This is a genomic window from Acidovorax sp. GW821-FHT09B03, from assembly GCF_059418305.1.
In genome coordinates this window covers 64734-89399 of sequence record NZ_JBWKPP010000007.1, presented here as the reverse complement: position 1 = coordinate 89399, position 24666 = coordinate 64734, and the positions used below count along the sequence as shown (strand labels likewise).

Annotated in this window: 27 protein-coding genes and 1 pseudogene; 15 read left to right on the top strand and 13 right to left on the bottom strand. The window is 68.6% G+C overall.

Features of this window, described 5'->3' with window-relative positions:
* Position 1: 1 nt before the first annotated feature.
* Genes AC07PA_RS14915 through AC07PA_RS14895 form a run of 5 tightly spaced genes read right to left on the bottom strand, consistent with a single transcriptional unit; the run spans position 2 to position 2877 of the window.
* Complete coding sequence (locus AC07PA_RS14915; protein ID WP_007856326.1) at positions 2–439, bottom strand: hypothetical protein; 438 nt, start codon at positions 437–439, stop codon at positions 2–4.
* The gene (locus AC07PA_RS14910; RefSeq protein ID WP_007856328.1) at positions 436–936 is read right to left on the bottom strand and encodes an SMI1/KNR4 family protein; all 501 of its coding nucleotides are present in this window, start codon (positions 934–936) and stop codon (positions 436–438) included. The genes AC07PA_RS14915 and AC07PA_RS14910 overlap by 4 nt, the downstream gene beginning before the upstream one ends.
* The gene (locus AC07PA_RS14905) at positions 933–1841 is read right to left on the bottom strand and encodes an SMI1/KNR4 family protein (protein WP_494608486.1); all 909 of its coding nucleotides are present in this window, start codon (positions 1839–1841) and stop codon (positions 933–935) included. The genes AC07PA_RS14910 and AC07PA_RS14905 overlap by 4 nt, the downstream gene beginning before the upstream one ends.
* Positions 1823–2425 carry a hypothetical protein gene (locus AC07PA_RS14900; protein WP_494608485.1) on the bottom strand — a complete coding sequence of 201 codons (603 nt, stop codon included), beginning with the start codon at positions 2423–2425 and terminating at the stop codon, positions 1823–1825. The genes AC07PA_RS14905 and AC07PA_RS14900 overlap by 19 nt, the downstream gene beginning before the upstream one ends.
* Positions 2426–2427: 2 nt before the next feature.
* A complete protein-coding gene (locus AC07PA_RS14895) occupies positions 2428–2877 on the bottom strand; it encodes a hypothetical protein (protein WP_494608484.1) in 450 nt (149 codons plus the stop codon).
* Between the two features lie 250 nt (positions 2878–3127).
* Between AC07PA_RS14895 and AC07PA_RS14890 the strand changes: the two genes are divergently transcribed.
* From AC07PA_RS14890 to AC07PA_RS14875, 4 genes are read left to right on the top strand one after another with little or no spacing between them, the layout of a single operon-like run.
* Positions 3128–4987, top strand: a complete 1860-nt coding sequence (locus tag AC07PA_RS14890; RefSeq protein ID WP_494608483.1) for a PAS domain S-box protein — start codon at positions 3128–3130, stop codon at positions 4985–4987.
* Between the two features lie 3 nt (positions 4988–4990).
* A complete protein-coding gene (locus AC07PA_RS14885; RefSeq protein WP_007856334.1) occupies positions 4991–5386 on the top strand; it encodes a response regulator in 396 nt (131 codons plus the stop codon).
* 22 nt (positions 5387–5408) lie between these two features.
* Complete coding sequence (locus tag AC07PA_RS14880) at positions 5409–9071, top strand: EAL domain-containing protein (RefSeq protein ID WP_494608482.1); 3663 nt, start codon at positions 5409–5411, stop codon at positions 9069–9071.
* 56 nt (positions 9072–9127) lie between these two features.
* Positions 9128–9670, top strand: coding sequence for a retropepsin-like aspartic protease family protein (locus AC07PA_RS14875; RefSeq protein WP_494608481.1), 543 nt, complete (start codon positions 9128–9130; stop codon positions 9668–9670).
* A gap of 30 nt (positions 9671–9700) precedes the next feature.
* Here AC07PA_RS14875 and mmsB read toward each other — a convergent pair whose 3' ends face one another.
* The 6 genes and pseudogenes from mmsB to AC07PA_RS14845 all read right to left on the bottom strand — a co-directional run bounded on the left by mmsB (position 9701) and on the right by AC07PA_RS14845 (position 14712).
* On the bottom strand, positions 9701–10588 hold the full coding sequence (gene mmsB / locus AC07PA_RS14870) for a 3-hydroxyisobutyrate dehydrogenase (RefSeq protein ID WP_494608480.1): 888 nt from the start codon (positions 10586–10588) through the stop codon (positions 9701–9703).
* 62 nt (positions 10589–10650) lie between these two features.
* A pseudogene (locus tag AC07PA_RS14865) lies at positions 10651–11034 on the bottom strand (DUF488 domain-containing protein); the annotation flags it as partial.
* 29 nt (positions 11035–11063) lie between these two features.
* Positions 11064–11510 (bottom strand): TfoX/Sxy family protein, encoded by a 447-nt coding sequence (locus AC07PA_RS14860; RefSeq protein WP_494608479.1) that lies wholly within the window; start codon positions 11508–11510, stop codon positions 11064–11066.
* Positions 11511–11528: 18 nt separating this feature from the next.
* Positions 11529–12695 (bottom strand): acyl-CoA dehydrogenase family protein, encoded by a 1167-nt coding sequence (locus AC07PA_RS14855; protein ID WP_494608478.1) that lies wholly within the window; start codon positions 12693–12695, stop codon positions 11529–11531.
* Positions 12696–12727: 32 nt separating this feature from the next.
* Positions 12728–13135: a lysozyme inhibitor LprI family protein gene (locus AC07PA_RS14850; RefSeq protein ID WP_494608477.1), complete on the bottom strand. Its 408-nt coding sequence runs from the start codon at positions 13133–13135 to the stop codon at positions 12728–12730.
* A gap of 53 nt (positions 13136–13188) precedes the next feature.
* Entirely contained in the window at positions 13189–14712 is a 1524-nt protein-coding gene (locus tag AC07PA_RS14845; protein ID WP_007856348.1) for a CoA-acylating methylmalonate-semialdehyde dehydrogenase, read from the bottom strand.
* 187 nt (positions 14713–14899) lie between these two features.
* On the opposite strand from AC07PA_RS14845, the gene AC07PA_RS14840 reads away from it, so the two are divergent.
* The 6 genes from AC07PA_RS14840 to AC07PA_RS14815 all read left to right on the top strand — a co-directional run bounded on the left by AC07PA_RS14840 (position 14900) and on the right by AC07PA_RS14815 (position 18785).
* A complete protein-coding gene (locus AC07PA_RS14840; RefSeq protein ID WP_494608476.1) occupies positions 14900–15727 on the top strand; it encodes a hypothetical protein in 828 nt (275 codons plus the stop codon).
* A 13-nt stretch (positions 15728–15740) separates the two neighbouring features.
* Positions 15741–16658 (top strand): LysR family transcriptional regulator, encoded by a 918-nt coding sequence (locus tag AC07PA_RS14835; protein WP_145697453.1) that lies wholly within the window; start codon positions 15741–15743, stop codon positions 16656–16658.
* The gene (locus AC07PA_RS14830) at positions 16655–17188 is read left to right on the top strand and encodes an NUDIX hydrolase (RefSeq protein WP_494608475.1); all 534 of its coding nucleotides are present in this window, start codon (positions 16655–16657) and stop codon (positions 17186–17188) included. The genes AC07PA_RS14835 and AC07PA_RS14830 overlap by 4 nt, the downstream gene beginning before the upstream one ends.
* 15 nt (positions 17189–17203) lie before the next feature.
* On the top strand, positions 17204–17659 hold the full coding sequence (locus tag AC07PA_RS14825; RefSeq protein ID WP_494608474.1) for a YiiD C-terminal domain-containing protein: 456 nt from the start codon (positions 17204–17206) through the stop codon (positions 17657–17659).
* Between the two features lie 38 nt (positions 17660–17697).
* Positions 17698–18075: a PH domain-containing protein gene (locus tag AC07PA_RS14820; protein WP_494608473.1), complete on the top strand. Its 378-nt coding sequence runs from the start codon at positions 17698–17700 to the stop codon at positions 18073–18075.
* Between the two features lie 152 nt (positions 18076–18227).
* Entirely contained in the window at positions 18228–18785 is a 558-nt protein-coding gene (locus AC07PA_RS14815; protein WP_494608472.1) for an EF-hand domain-containing protein, read from the top strand.
* Positions 18786–18881: 96 nt separating this feature from the next.
* Here the strand turns inward: AC07PA_RS14815 and AC07PA_RS14810 are convergent, their stop codons facing one another.
* On the bottom strand, positions 18882–19040 hold the full coding sequence (locus tag AC07PA_RS14810) for a DUF3309 family protein (RefSeq protein WP_007856361.1): 159 nt from the start codon (positions 19038–19040) through the stop codon (positions 18882–18884).
* A 130-nt stretch (positions 19041–19170) separates the two neighbouring features.
* On the bottom strand, positions 19171–20133 hold the full coding sequence (locus AC07PA_RS14805; RefSeq protein WP_494608562.1) for a Bug family tripartite tricarboxylate transporter substrate binding protein: 963 nt from the start codon (positions 20131–20133) through the stop codon (positions 19171–19173).
* A gap of 260 nt (positions 20134–20393) precedes the next feature.
* Here AC07PA_RS14805 and AC07PA_RS14800 point away from each other — a divergent pair, with 260 nt between their 5' ends.
* From AC07PA_RS14800 to AC07PA_RS14780, 5 genes are all read left to right on the top strand, one after another.
* Positions 20394–21605: a 3-hydroxybenzoate 6-monooxygenase gene (locus tag AC07PA_RS14800; RefSeq protein WP_494608471.1), complete on the top strand. Its 1212-nt coding sequence runs from the start codon at positions 20394–20396 to the stop codon at positions 21603–21605.
* A gap of 21 nt (positions 21606–21626) precedes the next feature.
* Positions 21627–22664, top strand: coding sequence for a cupin domain-containing protein (locus tag AC07PA_RS14795; protein ID WP_007856371.1), 1038 nt, complete (start codon positions 21627–21629; stop codon positions 22662–22664).
* A 40-nt stretch (positions 22665–22704) separates the two neighbouring features.
* Positions 22705–23409 carry a fumarylacetoacetate hydrolase family protein gene (locus AC07PA_RS14790; protein WP_494608470.1) on the top strand — a complete coding sequence of 235 codons (705 nt, stop codon included), beginning with the start codon at positions 22705–22707 and terminating at the stop codon, positions 23407–23409.
* Entirely contained in the window at positions 23406–24038 is a 633-nt protein-coding gene (gene maiA / locus AC07PA_RS14785) for a maleylacetoacetate isomerase (protein WP_494608469.1), read from the top strand. The genes AC07PA_RS14790 and maiA overlap by 4 nt, the downstream gene beginning before the upstream one ends.
* 83 nt (positions 24039–24121) lie before the next feature.
* Positions 24122–24640 carry a MarR family winged helix-turn-helix transcriptional regulator gene (locus AC07PA_RS14780; protein ID WP_007856375.1) on the top strand — a complete coding sequence of 173 codons (519 nt, stop codon included), beginning with the start codon at positions 24122–24124 and terminating at the stop codon, positions 24638–24640.
* Positions 24641–24666 lie beyond the last annotated feature (26 nt).

The window sequence follows — 24666 nt, the reverse complement described above, 5'->3', positions numbered from 1 at the left end:
TCTACGGGGCGCCTTTCGCGCTTCCCAATGCTCTGAGCGCGTGCCGCCGCTCCACCAGCAGGCCGGAGTTGCCGCAAGGGTCCACGAAGTAGCGGTGGTTCCGGTCGCGCGAGAGGAACAGCAGGTAGCGCCCACCCACCTCCATGGGAAAGCGCGAACTCGTGTTCTCGCTGTACAGCGCCAGGCCTGGCGGCATGTGGCCGCGCACGCTGCGCAGCACCTTGAGCACGTACAGCGTGGCCGTGACGCCGTCCGGGTCCGCGGGGTCCTCGTGCAGCGGCTCTGCCTGCCCGACCTCGGCCACCACCACGCCCGAGGCCGTGGCGGCTTCCTGCGCCACGGTGGGCGCGCGCCCGTCCAGGCACAGCGCCATGGCCGGTGGCAGGGCCATGCACAGGGGCAGCAGTGCGGCGCAGGCCGTCTTCGCGGGCCGGATCATTCGGGCAGGTCCCCCCAGTAGGGCTCCAGATACTCCTCCAGAAATTCGAGAAAGCTGTCCGCAATGGGTTCCACGGAACCCGTGCTCTGGTGGTAGAACAGCACCACCGGGTTCTCGCCATCCTGCACGCGCGAGGTGTCCAGGCAGAAGGGCTCGTTGTCGTCCTCGCTGCGCTGGATGACGACCAGGTGGGCCGGCAGGGGTGCAGCCCAGCCTTGGCGGTAGCGCAGGGTGTCGCCATGCACGGTACCCAGGCCGCCCAGCGGTTCATGCGCCGGGATGGTGGAGATGCTCAGGGTGTCCAGTCCGCCGCCGCCGGTCTGCACAATGAAGTCGCGGAACGAGCCGCTGATGCGCACGCCCAGCGCCTGCTCCAATTCGGCGATGGCTGCTTGCGAGCTGGCGCCTGCCCATTGCACGCTGTACTCGCCCTCCGACTGCTGTGCCACCTGGTCCACGCGCGCGATCAGTGCATTCAGGCGTTCCTGGTGGTTCATGGGGTTGGAGCGGGGTTCTGGTTGATGAAATCGTCCACGGCGGCCTTGGCCTGCTGCAAGGTGCTGCCATGGGCCTGCTGGTGGGCGCGCAATGCCGCCAGCTTGCCGCCGGGCTTGCGTGCAAGCGCGCGCCAGTCGGGCGGCGCCTTGGCTGCCAGCAAGGCCTTGCTGCGCGCCATGGCGGGCGCACATTCCCAGCGCGCGGTGATCGGGAGTGCTGGAACATCGGGTGGGCAGAAGCGGCCCAGTGCTTCGTACAAAGCACTCTGCGATACCAAGGAGAGCACCGTGCGCGGTGGGCTGCGCGGGCCATCGCGCACCTCGCGCAGCAGGGGCTGCGCACGGCTGAGCGCGCGCAGCCAGGCGCCGGTCGTCGCATCCATGCCGGCGGCCACCTGGTCCACGTCGCTGCGCACCACCTGGCAGGCCTGTTCGGCGCTGAAACCGTCCTCGCCGGTCCAGTCGCTGAGGTCGGCCAGGGCCTGCAGCAGCTGCACGCAGGCGAAATCCTGGAACGAGCGGTACCCCACTTCGCTCACACCGCTGTCGTGCCGCACCAGGGCCACGCCGGGCTGCAAAGCGCCATCGATGGGCACCAGGCACCATGCATCGCCGGCACCGGTTTCGGCAAAGGGCAGCAGGCGCTGGCCATTCTGGTATGCGGGGTTCAGCCATTCCCCGGCGGTGGTGCGCACGCCCGGGGCATCCAGCCATTCGAAGTCACTGCAGCTGATCAGCGGTGGCGGCGCGCTCAGGCAGCGGTCCCTCCAGGTGGTGGCCCAGTCGGGGCGATAGACCGTGGCCCCACCCGCCACCAGGTGCCGCAGCAAGGGCGGCAGGGCGATGCCGGTGTCCGCAGACACCGCTTCGAGGGCCTGCAGCACGCTCACAGGTACCACCTCCATGCCTGCAGCATGCGCTCTGCGCTGGCATCGCTGCCCGTGAAGGCCGCGAGCGCTTGCGCCACCTGTGCGCGGCTTTCGGGCTTGAGTGCAAAGGTCTCGTCCAGTGCATCGTCGCCCAGTGCGGCCAGGGCATTGGCCACCGTGGCGATGGCGCCCAGGGCGGTGGGCAGGTCGTCGGCGAACCGGCTCGGGTCGTTGAAGTGCCCCCGGCCCGCCATGTCGAACCAGACGCTGCCATCGTTGCGGTCCAGGATGAACGGGTTGGCGCCTTCCTGTGCAATCACCAGCCAGTGGCCCGGCCAGCCCGGGATCGGGTTGTCGGGGTTGCGCGACCAGGCATAGCCGTCCTGCCGCGCCCAGAGCTTGTGCACCGGCGGCACGTCCACCGGGTTGCCCCCCGCGTTGATGGTCAGGCCCACCGGGCCCACCGACGCATGCCAGGTTTCGCCCCAGGGGCCCACCTCGCGGTAGAAGGCCTCCACGATGGCAGGCAGGGGAATGGGCCCTTGCCAGTCGCTGGCGGGCTGGGGCTGCAGGCGGCCCCAGGGGGCGAGCAAGGGGCGCAGGCGGTCGAACGGCAGCATGCTCACTCCGAATGCACGTCGGTGAAGACGCCATGGGTGGCGTTGATGTGCACCAGCTGGCTGGGCTCCCAGGGAATCTCGTAGCCCACCGAGCAGGTGCTTTCTGCGGCGCCCAGGCCGGGGTCGGGATGCACTTCAATGAAGCAGGGCGTCAGAAAGCCCCACAGGGTGCTTGCGTCGAGGCGGACCCCGGTCGGCACCACCCCGCATTCGAGGAGGAAGGCCACCAGCGCCGGGGTGGCCTCGTCGCGGACTTGCCGGGCGTTGGCGAGCAGGCGTGCAAAGGCCTGCTCCTGCGCCGCCGTCGGCCCCTGCCTGGCACCATGCACACGCAGGGCAAAGCCGTCCCCCAGGTGGGGAATGCCGATCTCGCCTTCCCAGACCTTGGATTGGCCCTCGGCGCACAGGGCACCGAAAACGACGGTCTGCAGGCGGCGGGTGAACAGGCCCATGGGGATCTCCGTGCTGGGTGGGATGGGCGCCAATGTAGCCTGACTGGCAGGGGGCGGGAACGCCCGGTGCCGCAGTACCGGCAGGGGATACCGGCCGTGCCGCCGGGGCATACCGCTGGCCGTGGCCACACCGGCCGGGGAATATTTGGCTTGGAGTTTGCCTGGCGCATGCCTAAGATGTTCCAAAGGGGAGGCGGGACCCGGATGGGCGTGTGAGCGACGGCGAAGCCCCACCACGATGAGGGGCGGTATGGCATCTGATTTCTCCGGGGCCCACTGGGAGCAGAACCCCGACGCGCTGCTGGTCATCGCGCCGGACGGCACGGTACTGCACTGGAACCCTGCCGCAGAGGCCACCTTCGGCTACACCGAGGCCGAAGCTCGGGGGCGCCGCCTCGTTCAGCTGATCGTGCCGCCGGACCAGGTGCAGGACGAGGAATCGATCTGCGCCAAGGCCCTGCAGTCCGGGCTTGCCGTGCACGAGTCGGTGCGCCAGCGCAAGGATGGCTCGCTGGTCCATGTGAATGTATCCACCCGGGCGGTTTTCGGCGCCGATGGCCGGCTGGACTATTTCCTGTCGAGCAAGAAGGATGTCACCCAGCTCAAGGTGCTGCGCGATGCCAAGCTGGTCGAGGCGCGCTTTCGCGACCTGCTCGAGTCCACGCCCGATGCCATCGTGATGGTGAATGCGACCGGGCGCATCGTGCTCGTGAACTCGCAGGCCGAGCGCGTGTTCGGCTACCCCCGCGGCCAGTTGCTGGGGCAGGCCATCGAAGTGCTGCTGCCCCAGCGCTACCGCAACGCCCACCTGGGGCACCGCAGCGGCTTCTTCGCGCAGCCGCGCACCCGCACCATGGGTGCGGGCCTGGAGCTGTACGGTGTGCGCAGCGATGGCAGCGAGTTTCCGGTGGAAATCAGCCTGAGTCCGCTGGAAACGGAAGAGGGCACCATGGTGATGAGCGCCATCCGCGACATCACCGCGCGCAAGAAGGCCGACCAGAAGTTCCGTGACCTGCTCGAATCGGCGCCCGATGCGATGGTGATCGTGGATCGGGACGGGCACATCGTGCTGGTCAACTCCCAGGCGGTGAAGCTGTTCGGCTGGGCGCGCGAGGAGCTGCTGGGCCGGCAGATCGAGCTCTTGGTGCCGGTGCGCCACCGCAGCCAGCACCCGCACCACCGCGGCGGTTTCTTCGCCGAGCCGCGCACGCGCTCCATGGGGGCGGGCCTGGACCTGTACGGGCTGCGCAAGGACGGTACGGAGTTCCCGGTCGAGATCAGCCTGAGCCCGCTGGAGACCGAGGAGGGGCTGTTCGTCTCCAGCGCCATCCGCGACGTGACCGAGCGCAAGCGCTTCGAGCAGGCGCTGCGCGACAAGAACCTGGAGCTGGAGAACGCCGCGCGCGTGAAGGACCGGTTCCTGGCCAGCATGTCGCATGAGCTGCGCACGCCGCTCAACGCCATCATCGGTTTCACGGGCACCCTGCTCATGCGCCTGCCGGGCCCCCTCAACACCGAGCAGGAGAAGCAGCTGCGCATCGTGCAGACCGGTGCGCGCCACCTGCTGTCGCTGATCAATGACCTGCTCGATGTGGCCAAGCTCGGCGACGGCAGCCACAGCCTGCAACTGGAGGCGATGGATTGCCGCGCGGTGGTGGAGGAGGTGGCCGCCACCCTGGGCCCCGACGCGCAGCGCAAGGGTCTGGCCTTTCTGGTGAGCGTGCCCGGGCAGGCGGTGCTGGCGCGCACCGACCGGCGCGCACTCACCCAGGTGGCCATCAACCTCGTGGGCAATGCCATCAAGTTCACGGGCCAGGGGCGCGTGCTGGTGCAGCTTGATGCGCCAGACCCGGCGAGCCAGCGGCTGAGCCTGCGCGTGCAGGACACGGGCCCCGGCATTCCGCTCGCGGACCAGGCGCGGCTGTTTGAGCCCTTCTCCCGCGTGGAGGGCGCCGCACGGCGCCAGGAAGGCTCTGGCCTGGGCCTGCACCTGAGCCGCAAGCTCGCCCAGGCGCTGGGCGGCGACATCACCCTGCACAGCCAGCCTGGCGAGGGCAGTACCTTCATCCTGGATCTGCCGGGGGCGCCGCCCTCCGAAGTGGAGAGCTAAGCCATGCTTGCCCGCATTCTGGTCATCGAAGACGACGAAGCCAGCCGCATGCTGCTGACCTACCTGCTGGAGGCCGATGGCTACCATGTCTACAGCGCCTCCGATGGCCGCGAGGGCGTGCGCGCCGCGCTGGAGCACGGGCCCGACCTGATCCTGTCGGACCTGCAGATGCCGGTCATGGACGGCTACGAGGTGGCCCGGCGGCTGCATGCCGACCCCGGCTGGCGCAGGGCGCCCCTGGTCGCCGTGACCGCCTTCTCCATGCCCGGCGACCGGGAGAAAGCGCTGGAGATCGGCTTCCAGGACCATATTTCCAAGCCCATCGATCCCGAGCGCTTCGTGCGCCAGGTCGAGGCCTATCTCGCGCCGGCACTGCGGGCGGGTTCCCCGCCGAGGTGATGACACAAGGAGGGCTGCAGCCATGGCAAAGATCCTCATCGTGGACGACCAGGCCCCCAACCGGGCGCTGATCGTCACGCTCGTCCACCACGCGGGGCATGAGGCCCTGGAGGCCGTGGACGGTGCGGATGCGCTGCAACTGGTGCGCACCGAGCGGCCCGCGCTGGTGATCTCGGACATCCTCATGCCGACCATGGATGGCTACGAATTCGTGCGCCAGCTGCGCGCCGATCCCGCGCTGGCGGCCACCCGCGTCATCTTCTACAGTGCCCACTACCAGGGGGAGGATGCACGCAGCCTGGCGCTGGCCGGAGGCGTTTCGGAGGTGCTGGTCAAGCCCTGCGAGCCGCAGGACATCCTGCGCGCCATCGAGCGCACGCTGGCCCAGTCGGCACAAGGCACCGATGGCGTGCACCCAGTGCCTGAGCCGGCATTCCGCTCCCAGCACCTGCGCCTGGTGACCGACAAGCTGCGGGGCAACGTGGTGGAGCTCGAGGCCACCAACCGCCGGCTGGCCGCGCTCACCGAACTCAACCTGCAACTGGCGTCCGAGCGCGACCCCGCCATGCTGCTCAACAAGGTCTGCGCCGGGGCCCGTGAACTCATCGGCGCGGAGTACGCCGTGCTGTGCGCCGTGCGCAAGCCGGGCGACGCCTCGCTGGTGTGCACCAGCGGCATCGACCCGGTGCTGGCGCGCTCGCTGCCCGCGCCCGACGCCTCGTCGGGCCTGCTGGGCCGGCTGCAGAAGGAGCGCCGCTCGCAGCGGCTGCTCAACCCCGGCGGCGATCCCACCATGGCGGGCCTGCCGACCGGCTACCCGCCGCTGTACTGCGCGCTGGAGGCCCCGGTGGCCTCGCTGGCCTCGTCCTACGGCTGGATCTGCCTGGCCAACAAGGAGGGGGGCGATCACTTCAGTGCCGAGGACGAGCGCATCCTGTCCATCCTCGCGGCCCAGGTCGGGCGCATTTATGAAAACGGCAGCCTCTACCTGGAAGTGCAGCGCCACGCCGAGCAACTGCACATCGAGGTGATCGAGCGGCGCCGGGCGCTGGAGGAGCTGCGCGCCAGCGAGGCCGGGCTGCACCGGGCCCAGCTGCTGGCCAGGATCACCCACATCATCAGCGGTCCCGGCGGCCAGTTCGAGAGCTGGCCCGCCACCCTGGCCCAGATGCTGCGGCGCGACCCGAACACCATGCCGGCCTCGGCCAGGGAATGGATCACCATGGTGTATGCCGACGACCGCGCGCTGGTGCGCAGCATGGCACTGCAGGCGGTGCGCGAGGGCGTGCGCATGGACTTCACCTACCGCCTGTGGCGCGCCGATGGGGCCTTGTTGCACCTGCGCCAGGTGATGGAGCCGCTGCCCGGCGAAGGCGCCGCTCCCGACGGCCTGCGCTGGTTCAACACCATCCAGGATGTCACGGCACAAAAGCGGGCCGAGGAGGCGCTGCGCGAAAGCGACCGGCGCTTCAACGAGCTGCTCGACAAGGTCGAGATGGCCTCGCTGATGCTCGACCGCAATGGCTGCGTCACCTACTGCAACGACTGCCTGCTGCGCCTGTCGGGCTGGGAACGCGGCGAGATCTTCGGGCGCAACTGGTTCGAGCTGTTCCTGCCGCCGGGCATGGACGGCATGCAGCGCGTCTTCGAGGACATGCTGGCCGACCGGCCGGCCACCTGGCACTTCGAGCAGGAAATCCTCACTCGCTCGGGTGGGCGCCGGCTGGTGTACTGGAACAACACCGTGCTGCGCTCCGTCGATGGCGAGGCCATCGGCATTGCCTGCCTGGGCGAGGACATCACCGAGCGGCGCGAGGCCGAGCACAAGATCAAGCGCCTGAACCGCGTCTACGCGGTGCTCAGTGGCATCAGCACGCTGCTGGTGCGCATGCGCAACCGCCAGGAGCTGTTTGCCCAGTCCTGCGACATCGCGGTGCGGCACGGGCAGTTCCGGATGGCCTGGATCGGTCGGGTGGACCGCGCGGCGCAGCAGGTGATCCCGATGGCGATCTCCGGCTCGGACCCGGACTTCTTCGACGACCTCGCCGGCCGCCTCTCGTATGCCGACGAGCCCTCGGGTGTCTACAGCCTGACGGCCACGGTGGTGCGCGAAAAGCGCGCGCTGGTCTGCGACCGCATCGAGGGCGACCCGCGGGTGCTGCTGCCGGCCAGGCTGCGGGCCCGTTCGGTGGCCTCGATGGCGGTGCTGCCCCTGATGGTGGCGCACGAGGTGGTGGGGGTGATGGCGCTGTTCTCCGACGAGGCCAGCTTCTTCGATGCCACCGAGATGAAGCTCCTGGGCGAGCTGGCGGGCGACATCAGTTTCGCGCTCGACCACCTCGAAAAGTCCGACCGCCTGAACTACCTGGCCTACTACGACGACATCACCACCTTGCCCAACCGCACGCTGTTTCTGGACCGGGTGAACCAGCACATGCGCGCGCGCGAAGGCCACAAGCCGCATGCCTCGCCCTTCCTGGGGGTGGCGCTGATCGACGTGAACCGCTTTCGCATCGTCAACGACACGCTGGGGCGCTCCCTGGGCGATGAACTGCTCAAGCTGGTGGCGCAGCGCCTGCAGCTGCATGCCTCCGCCATGGACATGCTGGCGCGCATTGGCGTCAACAGCTTTGGCGTGGCCGTGTGCGAGGCGCGCGATGCGAGCGCGGTGGCCATGGCCGTGGACCACCTGATGCGGGCCTGCTTCGACGAGCCCTTCCAGCTCGGCCAGCAGGAGCTGCGCATCACCGCCAAGGCGGGCGTCGCCCTGTTCCCCATGGATGGCGGCGATGCCGAGGGGCTGCTGCGCAATGCCGAGGCGGCGCTCAAGAAGGCCAAGGCCTCGGCCGACGCGCTGATGTTCTACACCTCGGAGATGAACCTGCGCGTGGCCGAGGCGCTGAGCCTGGAGAACCACCTGCGCGAAGCGCTGGAGCGCGGTGAATTCGTGCTGCACTACCAGCCCAAGCTGCACCTGGCCAGCGGCGAGGTGACCGGTGCCGAGGCCCTGATCCGCTGGAACGACCCGCGCCGCGGCCTGGTGCCACCGGGGCAGTTCATCCCCATCCTCGAAGAGACCGGCCTGATCTACGATGTGGGCCGCTGGGCCCTGGGCCAGGCCCTGGCCGACAACCTGCGCTGGCGCGCCGCAGGCCTGGCGCCGATACGGGTGGCGGTGAACGTCTCCTTCCTGCAACTGCGCCACCGGGCCTTCATCGAGCAGGTGCGCGCGGCCGTGGCGCACGATCCGCAGGCCGCTTCCGGGCTCGAACTGGAGATCACCGAGAGCATGGTGATGGACGATGTGGAGCACAGCACCCGGAGCCTGCACGCCATCCGCGAGATGGGCATCACCGTGGCCATGGACGACTTCGGTACCGGCTTTTCGTCGCTGAGCTACCTGGCGCGGCTGCCGCTCGACACGCTCAAGATCGACCGATCCTTCATCCAGCACATCGCCGCAGGAGCCAAGGGCAGCGCGCTGGTGTCCACCATCATCAACCTGGGCCACTCGCTGGGGCTCAAGGTGGTGGCCGAAGGGGTGGAGACCGAGGAGCAGTCCGGCCTGCTGGCACTGCTCGGCTGCGACGAGATCCAGGGCTTCCTCTACAGCCGGCCCGTGCCGGCGGAGGTTTTCGAGCGGCAGTTCCTGCGCAGCCGGCAGCCTGACGCGCCTGCCCTATGATTTGGGGCTCAGCAATTGCATGCCAGGTCCCGAGGGCCAGGCATCTATGACGGCCCATGGGCGAAGAACACGACCACCAGCGACCACCCCCCGCAGACGAACACACGCGCCGCGTGCTGCGCACGAACACCCTGGCCATCCTAGCCTTCTGGCTGGTGGTCATGGGGGTTCTGTATTTCGGCATGAAGCAGTTCATGGCGCCACGCGGCGCCACGGTCACCTCCACCGGCTCGCTGGTGATACCGCGCCACAGCGACGGCCACTTCCGCGTGGCGGGCACGGTCAATGGCGTGCCGGTGAACTTCATGGTGGACACCGGCGCCAGCCTGATCGCGGTGACCGACGAGGTGGCGAAGAAGGCCGGCCTCACTGGCGGCGTGCCCACCACCTTCCGCACGGCCAACGGCAACCGCGAGGGGCGGGTCTCGGTCTCCGAATCCATCACCGCGCGCAACCTCGCGGTGTCGGGCCTGCGCGTGGGCACGGGCTACACCGGCGAGAGCGAGGACGATGCACTGCTCGGTCAGAACTTCCTGCGCCAGTTCGACGTGGAGATCAAGCGTGACAGCATGGTGCTGAACCCCCGCGGCGGCAATTGAGCTGCCACCGCGTACGGGGCCAAAGGGGCTTCAGCCCTTCTTCTGAACAGACTTGATGATGCTCGAGAAGTCGAGCGCACCATGGCCCGCCAGGCTGTGCGCCGCGTACAGGTTGCGCGCCAGGCCACCCAGGGGCGTGGCGGCCTTCACGGCGGCGGCGTTCTCCTGCGCCAGGCCCAGGTCCTTGAGCATCAGGTCGGTGCCGAAGCCGCCCGCGTAGCCCTTGCTGGCTGGCGCGGTCTCCATCACGCCGGGCATGGGGTTGTACTTTTCCAGTGCCCAGTTGCCGCCCGAGCTGCGGCGCATGATCTCCGACAGCACCTTAGGGTCCAGGCCATTGGCCACGCCCAGGGCAATCGCCTCGCTGGTGCCGGCCATCAGGATGCCCAGCAGCATGTTGTTGCAGATCTTGGCGGTCTGACCCGCGCCCACGCCGCCGGCGTGGAAGATGTTGGCGCCCATCTTCTCGAGCACCGGGCGCGCGCGCTCCAGGTCGGCGGTGTCACCACCGACCATGAAGGTCAGCGTGCCGGCAATGGCGCCGCCCGTGCCGCCCGACACCGGCGCGTCGATGAAGGCCACGCCCCGGGCCTTAGCGGACTCGGCCACCTTGCGCGAGGTGGCGGCAGCGATGGTCGAGCAGTCGATCACCAGCGTGCCGGCCGGCAGTTGGGCCAGCAGTTCGCCCTGGCCCAGGAACAGGCTGTCCACATGCTGGCTGGCGGGCAGCATGCTGATGACGACCTCGGCGCCCTGCACGGCGGCATGGGCATCTGCCGCCACGGCCACGCCGTCGGCGGCCACTTTGTCGCGCGCAGGCTGCGAAAGGTCGAACGCGCGCACTTCGTGGCCCGCCTTGTGCAGGTTCACGGCCATGGGGCCGCCCATGTTGCCGAGTCCGATGAATGCAATCTTCATGGTGCTATCTCCTGGGTTGTCGTTGTTGGTGATGGGATGGATGTCTGAATGGATCCGTCGGCGGCGATATCGGCACCCCGGCCGGCGAGTTCCTCGCGCAGCACCGAGCGGTGGCAGCGCGCCTCGTTCTCGCAGTAGCAGCCGAGCGACATGGCGCCGTGGTGCGACAGGGCGGCCAAAAGGTCCAGTGTGCGGCTGGCCTCGGGCTGGGCCAGTTCCTTGCGGAAATGCTTCACGAAGGCCTGCCACTCCTTGTCGCTGTGCGCCTGCTGGCCCTGGGCCATGAGCTCGGCGCTGGGCGAGAGCAGCGGGTACCACACGTCGTACCAGTTCTGGCTCGCGAACTCGGCCTTGGGCACGCCGCGCGGCGGGCGGCGCACGGTCCCGATGCGGGTGCCTTCACCGGGGACGCGCGGGGTGCCGAGGCGGACGATGCGAAGGGGCATGGTGGTGGCTTCCTGGGCAATGGAGGGGGTCAGTCGTCGGCCTCGAAGATGCTGTGGCGCTTGGCCGCGGCCTTCTTCTTCGTGGCGGGGTTCTTCTTGTCCGCTGTTTTTTCCGCAGCAGGCTTGCGCTTGGGCGTGGCCTTGGCCCGCGGGTTGTAGGCCAGGGCTTCCTGCACCCAGAAGTTCCACTGCGCGCGCGTGGCATAGCCATTGGGCTCGATCCAGAAATAGCCCTTCATGCCGCCGCCGGGCGAGAGCTCGCGCGTGTTCTGCATCTCCTGGAACTCTTCGTGCCGCTCGGGCGGCAGGCGCACCAGCAGGTCGTCGTTCTTCACGGCGATGCACACCTTGCCGTCCACGAAGAAGGCATGGCTGCCGAACAGGTTGCGTTCCTCCACGTCGCTGCTTACCTCCAGCGCGGTGCGCACGGCGTCGATCAGGTGCAGGGTCTCGTCGGAGAGCGGGCGGGCGGGCATGGTGTGGTGGCTGCAGGCTCAGCGGATCACGTCCGGTGCGTCGCCATCGAGCATGCGGCGCGCAATGATCACGCGCATGATCTCGTTAGTGCCTTCCAGGATCTGGTGCACGCGCGCATCGCGCAGCAGGCGCTCCAGCGGGTATTCGCGGATGTAGCCGTAGCCGCCATGCAGCTGCAGCGCCTCGTTGCAGACCGTGAAGCCCGCATCGGTGGCGAAGCGCTTGGCCATGGCGCAGTAGGTGCTCGCATTCGGGTCGCCGGCGTCGAGCTTGCTCGCGGCCATGCGCACCATCTGGCGCGCGGCCACGAGTTCGGTGGCCATGTCGGCCAGCTTGAACTGCAGCGCCTGGAAGCTCGCGATCGGCTTGCCGAACTGCTTGCGGTCGTGCATGTACTGCTGGGCCTGGGTGAGCGCACCCTGGGCCGCGCCCACCGAGCAGGTGGCGATGTTGATGCGCCCGCCGTCCAGGCCCTTCATCGCGATCTTGAAACCCTCGCCCTCGCGGCCGAGCAGATGGTCGGCCGGGATGCGCACGTTGTCGAAGCTGATGGTGCGCGTGGGCTGGCTGTTCCAGCCCATCTTCTCTTCCTTCTTGCCGTAGCTGATGCCGGGCGCATCGGCCGGCACCGCAAAGGCCGAGATGCCACCCGCGCCCGAGGCCGCATCGCCCGTGCGCGCCATGAGCACCAGCACGTCGGTGGCGCCCGCGCCCGAGATGAAGGCCTTGGCGCCGTTGATCACGTACTCGTGCCCCACCAGCTCGGCCCGGGTCTTGAGCGAGGCCGCGTCCGAGCCCGCGCCCGGTTCGGTCAGGCAGTAGGATGCGAGCTTTTCGCCCGTGGTGAGCAGCGGCCCCCAGTGGTCGCGCACGGCCGGGGTGGCCCAGGTGCCCAGCATCCAGGTCGCCATGTTGTGGATGGTGATGAAGGCCGTCGTGGACGGGTCCACGGCCGCCATTTCCTCGAAGACCAGCGTGGCATCGAGCCGGGGCAGGGCCAAGCCGCCTGCAGCCTCGGGCGCGTACAGGCCGCAAAAGCCCAGTTCGCCGGCCTTGGCAATCGCCTCCTTGGGGAAGATGCCTTCGGCGTCCCAGTGCGCGGCATGCGGCGCGAACTCGGCCCGCGCAAAGTCGCGGGCCGTCTGGGCGAAGGCGCGTTGTTCTTCGGAGAGCTCGAAGTCCATGTCTCTGTGATCCTTGTTGTTCTGTGGGTGCCTCAGGGCTTGGCCGGGCTGTCCATCGAGAGCCAGCGCATCAGGCCCTTGCGGCGCTCCTGCGTTTCGCGAGTCAGGCACTCGTGGTAGATCCGCGGGCCTTCGGGCTGCTGCTCGGTGGCGCGGGTCGCCTGCTTGCACTGCGTGGCCCGTGCGCGCATCCAGGCCGTGTGCTCCTGGCGTAGCTGCGGGCGCTCGTGCGCCGACAGGGCGCGCATCACGTCGGCGTACAGCACGGCAATGGTCGTGTCAGCGGCCTGGAAATCCTGCACCGCGCAGGCGTTGGTCTCGGCCACCGTACCGCCCGGGCGGCATGCGGCGCCGGCCTGGGCGAAGGCGGCAGAGGAACCCATGAGCAAGGGCAGGCTACAGGCTGCGGCGCGCAGCAGGGAAGGGAGGTGACGGTGCATGCACCGATTTCACCATGCCCTGCCGCTGCGCCACGCCGCCTGGGGCCTTTGTCTTATTTCAAACTGATCGTCGTGTTGACACCGTGCGAGATGGTGCTGTCGTCGAACCAGCGCGCCGTCACCGTCTTGGTCTGCGTGTAGAACAGCACGACCTGCTTGCCATAGGGGCCCAGGTCGCCGAGCTTGGAGGCGCGCGAACCCGAGAACGAGAACAGCGGCACCGGCACGGGGATCGGCACGTTGATGCCGACCTGGCCCACATCGATCTCCTCCTGGAACTTGCGCGCCGCCGCACCCGACTGGGTGAAGATGGCGGTGCCGTTGCCATTGGGGTTGTCGTTGATGAAGGCGATGGCTTCGTCGATGTCCGCCGCGGCCGACAGGCACAGCACGGGGCCGAAGATCTCCTGCTCGTAGATGCTCATGCCGGGCTTGACGCCGCTGAACACCGTCGGGCCGACGAAGTTGCCCTTTTCATAGCCGGCCACCTGCGGGTTGCGGCCATCGAGTTCCAGCGTGGCGCCATCGGCCACGCCGCGCTCGATCAGGCCCTGCACGCGCTCCTTGGCGGCGCACGAGACCACCGGGCCCACGTCCGTGCCCTTCTCGGTGCCACCGCTGACCTTCAGGGTCTTGGCCTTGGCCACCAGGTCGGGGATCCACTTTTGCGCCTCGCCCACCAGCACCACCACCGACAGCGCCATGCAGCGCTGGCCAGCGGCACCGAAGGCGGCGCCGGCCAGGGCGTTCAGGGTCTGCTCCTTGTTGGCATCGGGCAGCACGATGGCGTGGTTCTTCGCGCCCATCATGCACTGCACGCGCTTGCCGGCCAGGCTGGCGCGGTTGTAGACATGGGTGCCCACCTTGGTGGAGCCCACGAAGCTGATCGCCTTGATGTCCTTGTGGTCGCAGATCGCATTCACGGCCATCTCGCCGCCGTGGATCACGTTGAGCACGCCCGGGGGCACGCCGGCTTCCAGCGCCAGCTCCACCAGGCGCATGGTCACCATCGGGTCCTGCTCGGAGGGCTTGAGCACGAAGGTGTTGCCCGTGGCGATCGCCATCGGGAACATCCACAGCGGGATCATCGCCGGGAAGTTGAAGGGCGTGATGCCCGCGCACACGCCCAGGGGCTGCATCAGGGTGTAGGTGTCCACGCCGCCGGCCACGTTGTTGGCCAGTTCGCCCAGTTGCAGGTTGCCGATGGCGGCGGCATGCTCCACCACCTCCAGGCCACGGAACACGTCGCCCTCCGCGTCGGGCAGGGTCTTGCCCTGCTCGGCCGTGAGGATGGCGGCCAGCTCGGCCATGTTCTCGCGGATCAGCTGCTGGTACTTGAGGAAGATGCGTGCGCGCGTGCCGATGGGCGTCTTCTTCCAGGTCTTGAAGGCTTCCTTGCCGGAGGCCACGGCGGCATCGATTTCTTCGGCCGTGGCAAACGGCACCCGGGCCAGCACCTGCTGCGTGGCGGGGTTCACCACGTCGCGCCACTCGGTGGTCTTGGACTCTATGAACTTGCCGCCGATCAGCAGCTTGACGGTGGGGGCCAGTACGGCCGAAGAGGTGGGTGCGTTCATCAGTGTGTCTCCTGAAAGGTAGGGGCGCGAAAACCGGGGAAGATCGTGCAAGCCATGCATGGTAGCTGTGCAAAATTGTGAAGACAATAGACAATACTGCGCACAAGGTTTGCAAAAATGCAGATCGGCGCGGAGCCCCCGGCAGGGCGCCTGCCCACCCTTTGCCCAGACCCGGAAAGCGCGCGAGATGAAAAACTGGTTGATGACGCTGTTGGCTGCAAGCTGCCTTGCCCAGGCGGCCCCCGTGGTGGCCGCACCGGGCCTGGAGGCATTGCTGGCCGGCTCCCCCGCCACCGCCGCCAAGGCTGCGGCCGAGAAGGGCGACACCCGTTTCATGGGCGTGCCCGCCTGTGTCGCCAACCAGGTGCCGGGAATGCCGTCCGAGCCGTCGGCCTGGTGGAAGGGCCGGGACCATGCGGAGCCCCTGGAGTGCCAGGCCGTCGTCGGCGGCACGGCCGTGGAGCGCATGAACCGGCTGCAGCAGTTTGCGAAGGAGTACAACGCCACCATGCTGGCGCATGTGCGCAGCCATGGCCTGTATCCGCTGTACCCCTGGGACGCCGAACCCAACCACCAACCCACGCCCGAACTGGAAAAGCGCATGGCCGCCGAAGCCGATGCCGCGCTGGACGCCTTCTATGCACCCCGGCGGCCGGCATCGGTGCAACGCGACGACGACATCGGCGCCTGGACCACGCCGGAAGGGGCGCTGTCGCGGCTGTTCGTCACCTCGCGGGTGGGGGCGGGCGACTGGCAGAAGTTCTTCAAGCCCGGGCAGTGGCGCGCCGTGCCGACGCCCCGGGATTTCGTCCGCACGGCGCACAAGGTGGCGCCCACCTACACCGGCCGCATCAACGACCGGCCCGCCTACCTGTTCGTCACCAACGGCCGTGGCCGCGACGAGGTGCTGCTGGCCATGGTCCTGGTCTACGACGCGGACGAAGCGGACGGCGCGCCCGCCGCAGCTGCCACCCCAAGCGGCCAGAAAGCCGCTGCCACGCCCGCGCGGCCCTAACCTGCCCGACGCCATGGACTGGGACAACCTGCGCTACTTTCTGGAGCTTGCGCGCGCCGGCACGCTGGTGGGTGCGGCGCGCCGCCTCACGGTGGACCACACCACGGTGGCGCGCCGCATCCAGGCGCTGGAAAAGCAGGTGGGATCGGCCCTGTTCGCCCGCGAGGCCGGCGGCCACCGGCTGACCGAGGCCGGCCGCGCGCTGCTGCCCCAGGTCGAGGCCATGGAGGCCGCCTTTCTCGCGGTGGAGAATGCCGCCCCCGGCGTGCGCCAGGGCCTGCAGGGCCTGGTGCGCATCGGCACCACCGAGGGCTTTGGCAACCTGGTGCTGGCGCCCCAGCTGGCGCACTTTGCCCTGGAGCACCCGGGCCTGGTGCTGGACCTGCTGGCCCTGCCGCGCCTGGTGCACCTGTCGCGGCGCGAGGCGGACATCGTGATCTCGCTGGAGCGTCCGGCGCGCGGCGCGGTGCTGGTGGTCAAGCTCACCGACTATGTGCTGCAGCTCTACGGTACGCGCGACTACCTGGCCCGCCATGCGCCCATCCGCACGGCCGACGACCTTCGCGGCCACAGCTTCATCAGCTACGTGGACGACCTGCTGTTCACCAAGGAACTGCAGATCCTGGACGAACTGCACCGCCCCGCACGCTTTGCGCTGCGCAGCACCAGCATCCTGGCGCAGTACGAAGCGGTGCGCGCCGGGGCCGGGCTGGCGGTGCTGCCGGCCTTCGTCGCCGCGCAGGACCCGGCCCTCACGCTCGTGCTGCCCGGCAAGGCGCGCTTCACGCGCACCTTCTGGATGTCCATGCCCGAGGAGAACAAGCATGTGGCGCGCATGCAGGCCACATGGGCCTTCCTGCGCGAGACGGTGGCGGCGCAGCAGGGGCTGCTGCTGCCCGCACTGCCCGGCGCGATAGCATCGGGCCCATGAGCCTGTCCGCCGTCCTCTCTGTCCCCGCCACGCCTGCCCAGCGCCGCATGCGCCTGCGCGCCGCCGCGGTCATCGAGCGTGCCGGCCAGGTGCTGCTGCACCGTGCCGAGGGCGATGCCTTCTGGGCCCTGCCCGGTGGCGGCATCGAACCGGGCGAGAGCGCTGGCGAAGCCCTGGTGCGCGAGATGCAGGAAGAGCTGGGCCTGGTGGTGGCTCCGGGCGCCCTGGTCTGCGTGGTGGAAAATTTCTTCACCTACCAGGGCATGGCCTACCATGAGACGGGCCTGTACCTGCAGGTGCAGCCGCAGCCCGGGGGCCTGCTCGACCAGTCCCCGGGGCCCTATGAGGGGATGGAGGGCCGGCGCCGGCTGGAGTTTGCCTGGTTCGACCGCACGGCCCTCGCAGGCCTGGACCTCAAGCCGCCTTTTCTGCGCGAAGCGCTCGCGCGGGAACGGTACCCTGGCGTGCTCCACATCGTCTACCGCGACCCGCAGGATCCTGCCGGGGCCGCGACCTTCGGATCCTCCTGACTGAGAAAGCCATGCATGCAAGCTGACGACGACCTGCAGGCCTACCTGCACCAGCACATCCCCCTGTCCGGCGCCATGGCGGTCTCGGTGCTCGAAGCCTCCCTGGACCGGGTGGTGCTGAGCGCGCCGCTGGCGCCCAACATCAACCACCGCGAGACGGTGTTCGGCGGCAGCGCCTCGGCGGTGGCCATTCTCGCCGCCTGGTCCATGCTGCACCTGCGGCTCTCCGCGCATGGCCTGGGCAGCCGCCTGGTGATCCAGCGCAACACCATGGACTACGAGTTGCCCATCGACGGGACCTTCACGGCCGTGGCCGAGGCACCCACCGAGCAGGCCTGGCGCTCCTTCGTGCGCGTGTTCGAGCGCAAGGGCCTGGGCCGCATCGCGCAAACATCGGTGCTGATGTACCACGGGCAGCCCGCGGGGCGGCTCACGGGCGAATTCGTCGCCTTCGGGCAGGGGTATCGCTAGCCGGACTACGATCATCGCCTCGCAACGGGGAGACCTCCATGGGATTGTTGGACGGAGTGATGGGCAATGCGGCGAAGATCGATGCATCCAAGATTCAGGAAGAGTTCGCCCGCATTCTGATGCCGGGCGAGGTCGTCGAGCACGCCTACCAGCTGATCCGCGACTACTTCGTCTTCACCAACAAGCGCCTGGTGCTGGTCGACAAGCAGGGCATCACGGGCAGCAAGGTCGAGTACCACTCGCTGCCCTACAAGAGCATCACCCATTTCAGCATCGAGACCGGGGGCACCTTCGACCTCGATGCCGAACTCAAGATCTGGATCTCGGGCAGCGCCACCCCGTTCCAGAAGCAGTTCAACAAGAAGGTCAGCATCTACGACGTGCAGAGCGTGCTCGCCAGCTACGTGCTGAAGTAGAGGCATGGTCCGAAAAAGCGGCTGTGCAGCGCCGCTTTTCTGCCCATTGCAGGAAGCGCTTGCCGCATATGCTGGACCACCGGGCGATGGTCTGCCCTGGTGCTTTGTCGGGAAGCACCGGCAGCCAAGCCGCGCACAGGAGTCCACTGGCCATGTCACCCCTTATTTCCGGCCTCGCGTCCGTCGCGTCCTTTCTCTACAACGCCGCCTCGGGCAGCAAGTCTGCGGCCGCGGCGCGCGCCAGCCAACCCGCCGCCGCCGAACCATCTGCCGTGGTCACGCTGAGCAAGGAGGCCGAGGCCCTGACCGGCTTTGCCGGCAAGGGCATCTTGATGACCTCCGGCAAGCTCGATGGCCCGCTGGGCGCGCGTGCGGGTGCCGATGCGGGCACGGCGCTGACGGCATCGCAGGCCGACCGCGCGGTGTCCAAGAAGGATTTCCAGGAGCTGCTCGCCAGCTTCGGCGCCACGGATGCACAAAAGGAGCAACTGGCCGCCGGCTTCGATGCCAACCAGGACGGCGCCATCTCGCGCGATGAATTCCTCAAGGGGGTTGCAGCCACGTCGGGGACCAAGGGGGGCAGCGAGCTGTCGCAGTCGCTCTTGCAACTGGTGGACCGCCATGGCAATGCCAACGGCGTCGTGAACCAGACCGAGCTGGCGCAGCTCACCACGGCCTTTGCCAACGCGCAGCTGCGCAAGGCGGCCTGAGCGCCTGCCAGCACCCGTCCAGGGACGTCCAAAAAGCAAAAAGCGTGGCCTGGCCACGCTTTTTGCTTTTTGGGCCCTCTACAGGCCGCCGGAGGTTTATATCCTGCCCATGAGCAGCAGGATGACCAGAATCAGCACCACCAGGCCGATGCCGCCGCTGGGCCCATAGCCCCACGAACGGCTGTGGCCCCAGGTGGGCAGCGCGCCGACGAGGATGAGGATCAGGACGATCAGGAGAATGAGGGAGAGCGACATGGCAGTTCCTTTTGTTGTGGTGACTGCATTGTTCGATCAGCCCCTGCGCCAGATCGCAGGCGGCAGGCGCGCCCCCATGTCAGGCTTTTCCGACGCAGTGTGTGGGAGGCGCGGGCTTGGCTGGCCGGCGTCAGTCGAGCGTGATCCCGGCCTTGGTGATCAACTGCTCGTACTGGCTGGACTTGGCCGCCGCGTTGCGGCCGATCTCCTCCACCGACCAGGCCAGGGGCTCGAAGGCAAAGGTGTTGAAGCGCTCGCGCACTTCGGGGTCCGCCAGCGCGGCCAGCACGTCCGCATGGATCTTTCCCCGCACGGCGGCAGGCACGCCCTTGGGGGCCACCAGCACCACGAAGGAGTTCACGTCGAGCTGTGCTGGGCCGCCGGCCTCGGCCACGGTGGGCACGTCGGGCAGCTGCGGGATGCGCTTGGGTGCGGCCACCGCCAGGTACTTGATCTTGCCGGCCTTGTAGACGCCCTGGCTCGACGGAATGCTGGCAAAGCTCCAGGCCACCTCGCCGGTGGCCACGTTGGTGTACAGCTGGCTCACCTCCTTGTAGGGCACATGGGTCATGCGCACGCCGGTGATGGATTCGAGCCACTCGCCGCCCAGGTGGCCCGGGCTGCCCACGCCCCAGGATCCATAGCTCAGCCCGCCGGACTTGGCCTTGGCGTCGTTCAGCAGGTCGGTCATGTTCTTCCAGGGCGATTGGGCCGGCACCGCCACCATGAAGGGGGTGCGGAACAGCGGCGCCACGGGGTCGAAGGCCTTGAGCGTGTCCACGTTGCGCTTCTTGTACAGGTGGGGCACGGCGGCCAGGTGCTCGCTGTCGAGCTGCAGCAGCGTGTAGCCGTCGGCCGCGCCGCGCTTGGCCGCATCCATGGCGATGAAGCCGCCACCGCCAGGGCGGTTGTCCACCGTCACCGTCTGCTTCCACTGGGTCGACAGCTTGTGCGCCACCAGCCGCAGCACGGCATCGGGCCCGCTGCCCACGGCAAAGGCGGTGTAGAGCGTGACCGGCTTGGCCGGAAAGTCGCTGCCCTGGGCGTGGCTGGTGCCCAGGGCGTGGCTGGTGCCCAGGGCGCCCACCAGCATGCCGGTGCAGGCGAGCGAGGCCAGCAAGGGGCGTCGGGTGATTGGGTTCACGGATGTCTCCTGAAAGGTGTGGATCATTTGATTACTGATTGACAGTATGCTGATGAAAATCATAGATCCGACGAAAGAATGACATGCTTGGTGAAAACCCTTGACACGCGTTAAATCAGAAAAATGACCGGCAACGGCTTGCCTTGGCACCCTTGGCGTTGCTACACTAATTGTAAGTGTACTGATTAAATTTATTGAAGAGGTGTGCGATGGAGCAGACAAACGAGCGCGCCGCGGGCCTTCCCGTGCTGGTGGCTGGCGGTGGCATCGGTGGGCTGGCGGCGGCGCTGGCCCTGGTGCGCCAGGGGTTTGAAGTACAGGTGCTGGAGCAGTCGCCCGCCATCGGCGAGATCGGTGCCGGCATGCAGCTGGGGCCCAACGCCTTCCATGCCTTCGATGCGCTGGGGGTGGGGGAGCAGGCGCGCAGCCGCTCGGTGTTCACCGACTACATGGTGATGCACGACGCGCTGGACGAGTACCAGGTGGGCCGCATCCCCACGGGTGAGGCCTTCCGTGACCGCTTCGGCAATCCCTATGCGGTGATCCACCGGGTGGATGCGCACAACTGCCTGCTCGAAGGGGCACTGGCCACCGGGCGCGTGCGCCTGCAGACCCACACCCGCATCGAGCGCGTGGAGCAGGACGCCAGCGGCGTCACCGCCATCGACCAGCACGGCAAGGCCTGGCGCGGCGTGGCGCTGATCGGGGCCGATGGCGTCAAGTCCGTTGTGCGCCAGCAGTACGTGGGCGACCCGGCGCGCGTGACGGGCCACGTGGTCTACCGCGCCGTGGTGGAGCGCGAGGATTTCCCCGAGGAGCTGCGCTGGAACGCCGCCAGCATCTGGGTGGGCCCGCACTGCCACCTGGTGCACTACCCGCTGCGCGGTGGCGAGCAGTACAACGTCGTGGTCACCTTCCACAGCCGCAAAGAAGAGGTGTGGGGCGTCACCGAAGGCAGCCGCGAGGAGGTGCAGAGCTACTTCCAGGACATCTGCCCGCGCGCCCGCCAGCTCATCGACCTGCCCAAGAGCTGGAAGCGCTGGGCCACCGCCGACCGCGATCCCATTGCGCGCTGGACGCATGGCCGTACCACGCTGCTGGGCGATGCCGCCCACCCCACCACCCAGTACCTGGCGCAGGGCGCCTGCATGGCGCTGGAAGATGCCGTGACCCTGGGCGAGGCCCTGCGCGTGCATGGCAACGACTGGGATGCTGCGCTCGGTCGGTACCAGCGCTCGCGCGTGGCGCGCACCGCACGCATCGTGCTCTCGGGCCGCGAGATGGGCCGCATCTACCACGCCAGGGGGGTGGAGCGTCTGGTGCGCAACGACCTGTGGCGCGGGCGCAGCCCCGAGCGCTTCTACGACGCGATGGAGTGGCTCTATGGCTGGAACGTAGGCAACTGCCTGGCCGCGCACTGAACCTTGAGGAGACACGACACCATGCAAGAACTTGGACGCCTGGAAGACCTGCCCCAGGACTACCGCGATGCACTCGCAGAACGCAATCTCGTACCCCTGTGGCCCAGCCTGCGCGCCATGCTGCCGCCGGACAAGCCGCGGCCGCGCACCCAGGCCACGCACTGGCCCTACGCGGCGCTGCGGCCGCTGCTGATGCGGGCCGGTGAACTCACGCCGATCGAGAAGGCCGAGCGCCGGGTGCTGGTGCTGGCCAACCCCGGCCACGGGCCGGACAGCATGCAGGCCAGCGCCGCCATGTACCTGGGCATGCAGCTGCTGTTGCCCGGCGAGTGGGCCCCTGCGCATCGCCACACGCCCAATGCGGTGCGCATGGTGGTGGAGGGTGAGGGCGCCTGCACCACGGTGGATGGCGAGCGCTGCCCCATGGAGCGCGGCGACCTGATCCTCACGCCCACCGGCCTGTGGCACGAGCACGCCCACGAGGGCACCGAGCCTGTGGTCTGGCTCGATGTGCTGGACCTGCCGCTGGCCTATTACCTGGAGGTCTCGTACCACGTGGACGGCCCGCGCCAGGCAATCACCGGGGCGGCGGGCGACCGCGCCTATGCGCGAGGCGGCATGCTGCCCACGCCGGTATTCGAGCGCACGCAGCGTGCCTACCCGCTGCTGCGCTACCCCTGGTTCCAGGCACGGGCGGCGCTGCAGGCACTGGCCGCCGATCAGCCCGCGCTCGCGTCGGTGCAGATCACCTATGTGAACCCCGAGACCGGTGCCGACGCCGAGAACATCCTGGGCTTCTATGCGCAGATGTTGCGCCCGGGGCAGGTGCTGCGCCTGCCCGCGCGCTCGCCGGCCATGGTGTTCCACCTGATCGAAGGTGCGGCCGACGTGCGCGTGCAGGAGCAGTGCTTTGCGTTGGCCGAGGCCGACACCTGCTGCGCCCCCGGCTACACCACGGTCACGCTGGCCAACCGCTCGGCCGATGCGCCGGCCTTTCTCTTCATCGCCGACGAGAGCCCGCTGCACCGCAAGCTGGGCGTGTTCGAGAACCGCGGCTGAGGGCTGCGCAATCCCTTTTGTTTTTTTGGAAAGCCTTAGCATGTCCACCACCTACCTCTGGACCCCTCCCGCCACCGTCTCATTGCCCGTGCGCGGCCAGGCCGCGCGCCTGCCCGTGAACCGCCTGTTCTTCGTGGGCCGCAACTACCACGCCCATGCCGTCGAGATGGGTCGGCCCGTGGACAAGTCGCAGGAGCGGCCGTTCTACTTCACCAAGTCGCCGTCCACCGTGGTGGAATCCGGCGCCACCGTGGCCTACCCGCCGGGCACCGAGAGCTACCACTACGAGATGGAACTGGTGCTGGCCATCGGCACGGCCGGCTTTCGCATCGCGCCCGAGCAGGCGCACACGCACATCTATGGCTATGCCTGCGGCCTGGACATGACGCGGCGCGACCTGCAGCTGGTGGCACGCGACAAGGGCCGGCCCTGGGACCTGGGCAAGGACGTGGAGCAGTCCTCCATCGCTTCCGAGGTGGTGCCCATGCCCGGTGTGGTGATCGAGCGCGGTGCCATCGCGCTCCGCGTCAACGGCCAGGTGCGCCAGCAGTCCGACGTGGACAAGCTCATCTGGAACATCCGCGAGCTTCTGGCCGACCTGTCGCAGTTCTACCACCTGCAGCCCGGCGACCTCATCTACACCGGCACGCCTGAGGGCGTGGGCGCCGTGCTGCCGGGCGACCGCATCGAGGGCCATGTGGACGGCGTGGGCAGCATCGCCCTCACCGTGGGCCCCGCAGAATGAAGCTGCACCACTTCTTTCGCAGCGGCACCTCGCACCGGCTGCGCATCGCGCTGAACCTCAAGGGCCTTGCCGTCGAGCATGTGCCGGTGGATCTGCGCCGCGAAGAGCACCTGGGCGAGGCCTACCGGGCGGTCAACCCGCAGATGCTGGTGCCCGCGCTGGAGCACGCAGGCCAGACCTTCATCCAGTCGCCCGCCATCATCGAATGGCTGGAGGAGCGCCACCCCGAGCCGCCACTGCTGCCGGCCGGCGCCGATGCCCGCGCCCAGGTGCGGGCCCTGGCTGCGCTGGTGGGCTGCGACATCCACCCCGTCAACAACCGACGCATTCTCGAGTACCTGCGCCACCAGCTGGGCTGCGACGAGGTGGCGGTGAACGCCTGGTGCGCCACCTGGATCACGGCGGGCTTCGACGCCTACGAGGCCCTGCTGGCGCGCGATGCCGGGCGGGGCGCCTTCAGCTTCGGCCATGCGCCCACCCTGGCCGACGTCTACTTGGTGCCCCAGGTGGAGAGCGCGCGCCGCTTCCAGGTCGACCTGGCGCGCTGGCCGCTCATCAGCGCCGTGGACGCGGCCTGCGCGGAGTTGCCTGCGTTCCGTCTGGCAGCGCCCATGGCGCACGCGGACTGATCCTGCGGGCTGCCCGCGGCATCCGATAGACTGCGGCCTCGCGGATTGCCGCCGCTTCCTTTCTGTCGTCCTTGCAGCTGCCCATGTCCTCTCCATCCCATTCCCCTGCGCTCGAAGAACTGCCTGGCCACTACATCCGCCGGCTGCAGCAGATCGCGGTGGCCATCTTCCTGGAGGAGACGCAGGAGTTCGGCATCACCCCCGTGCAGTTCGGCGCGCTGGCGGCCGTGCAGCGCGAGCCGGGGCTGGACCAGCGCCGCCTGGCCGGCCGCATCGGCTTCGACACCTCGACCATCGGCAGCGTGATCGACCGGCTCGAAACACGGGGCTGGATGGTGCGCAACAGCAGCCCGGGCGACCGCCGCGTGCGCCTGCTCACGCTCACGCCTGCGGGAGAAGACCTGCTGCGCCAGGTCGAGCCCGGCATGCGCCGCGCGCAAAAGCGCATGCTGGCGCCCCTGCCGCCCGAGCAGGGCGAGCTGTTCATGGCCATGCTCAAGACCCTGGTCAACGCCAACAATGTGCTCAGCCGGGCACCCAGCGTCACCAGCACGCCCGAGCTGCCCGCGTCGCGCACACGGGCCAAGGCCAGCAAGGGCTAGGAACAAAAAAGGTGGCGAGCCCGAGG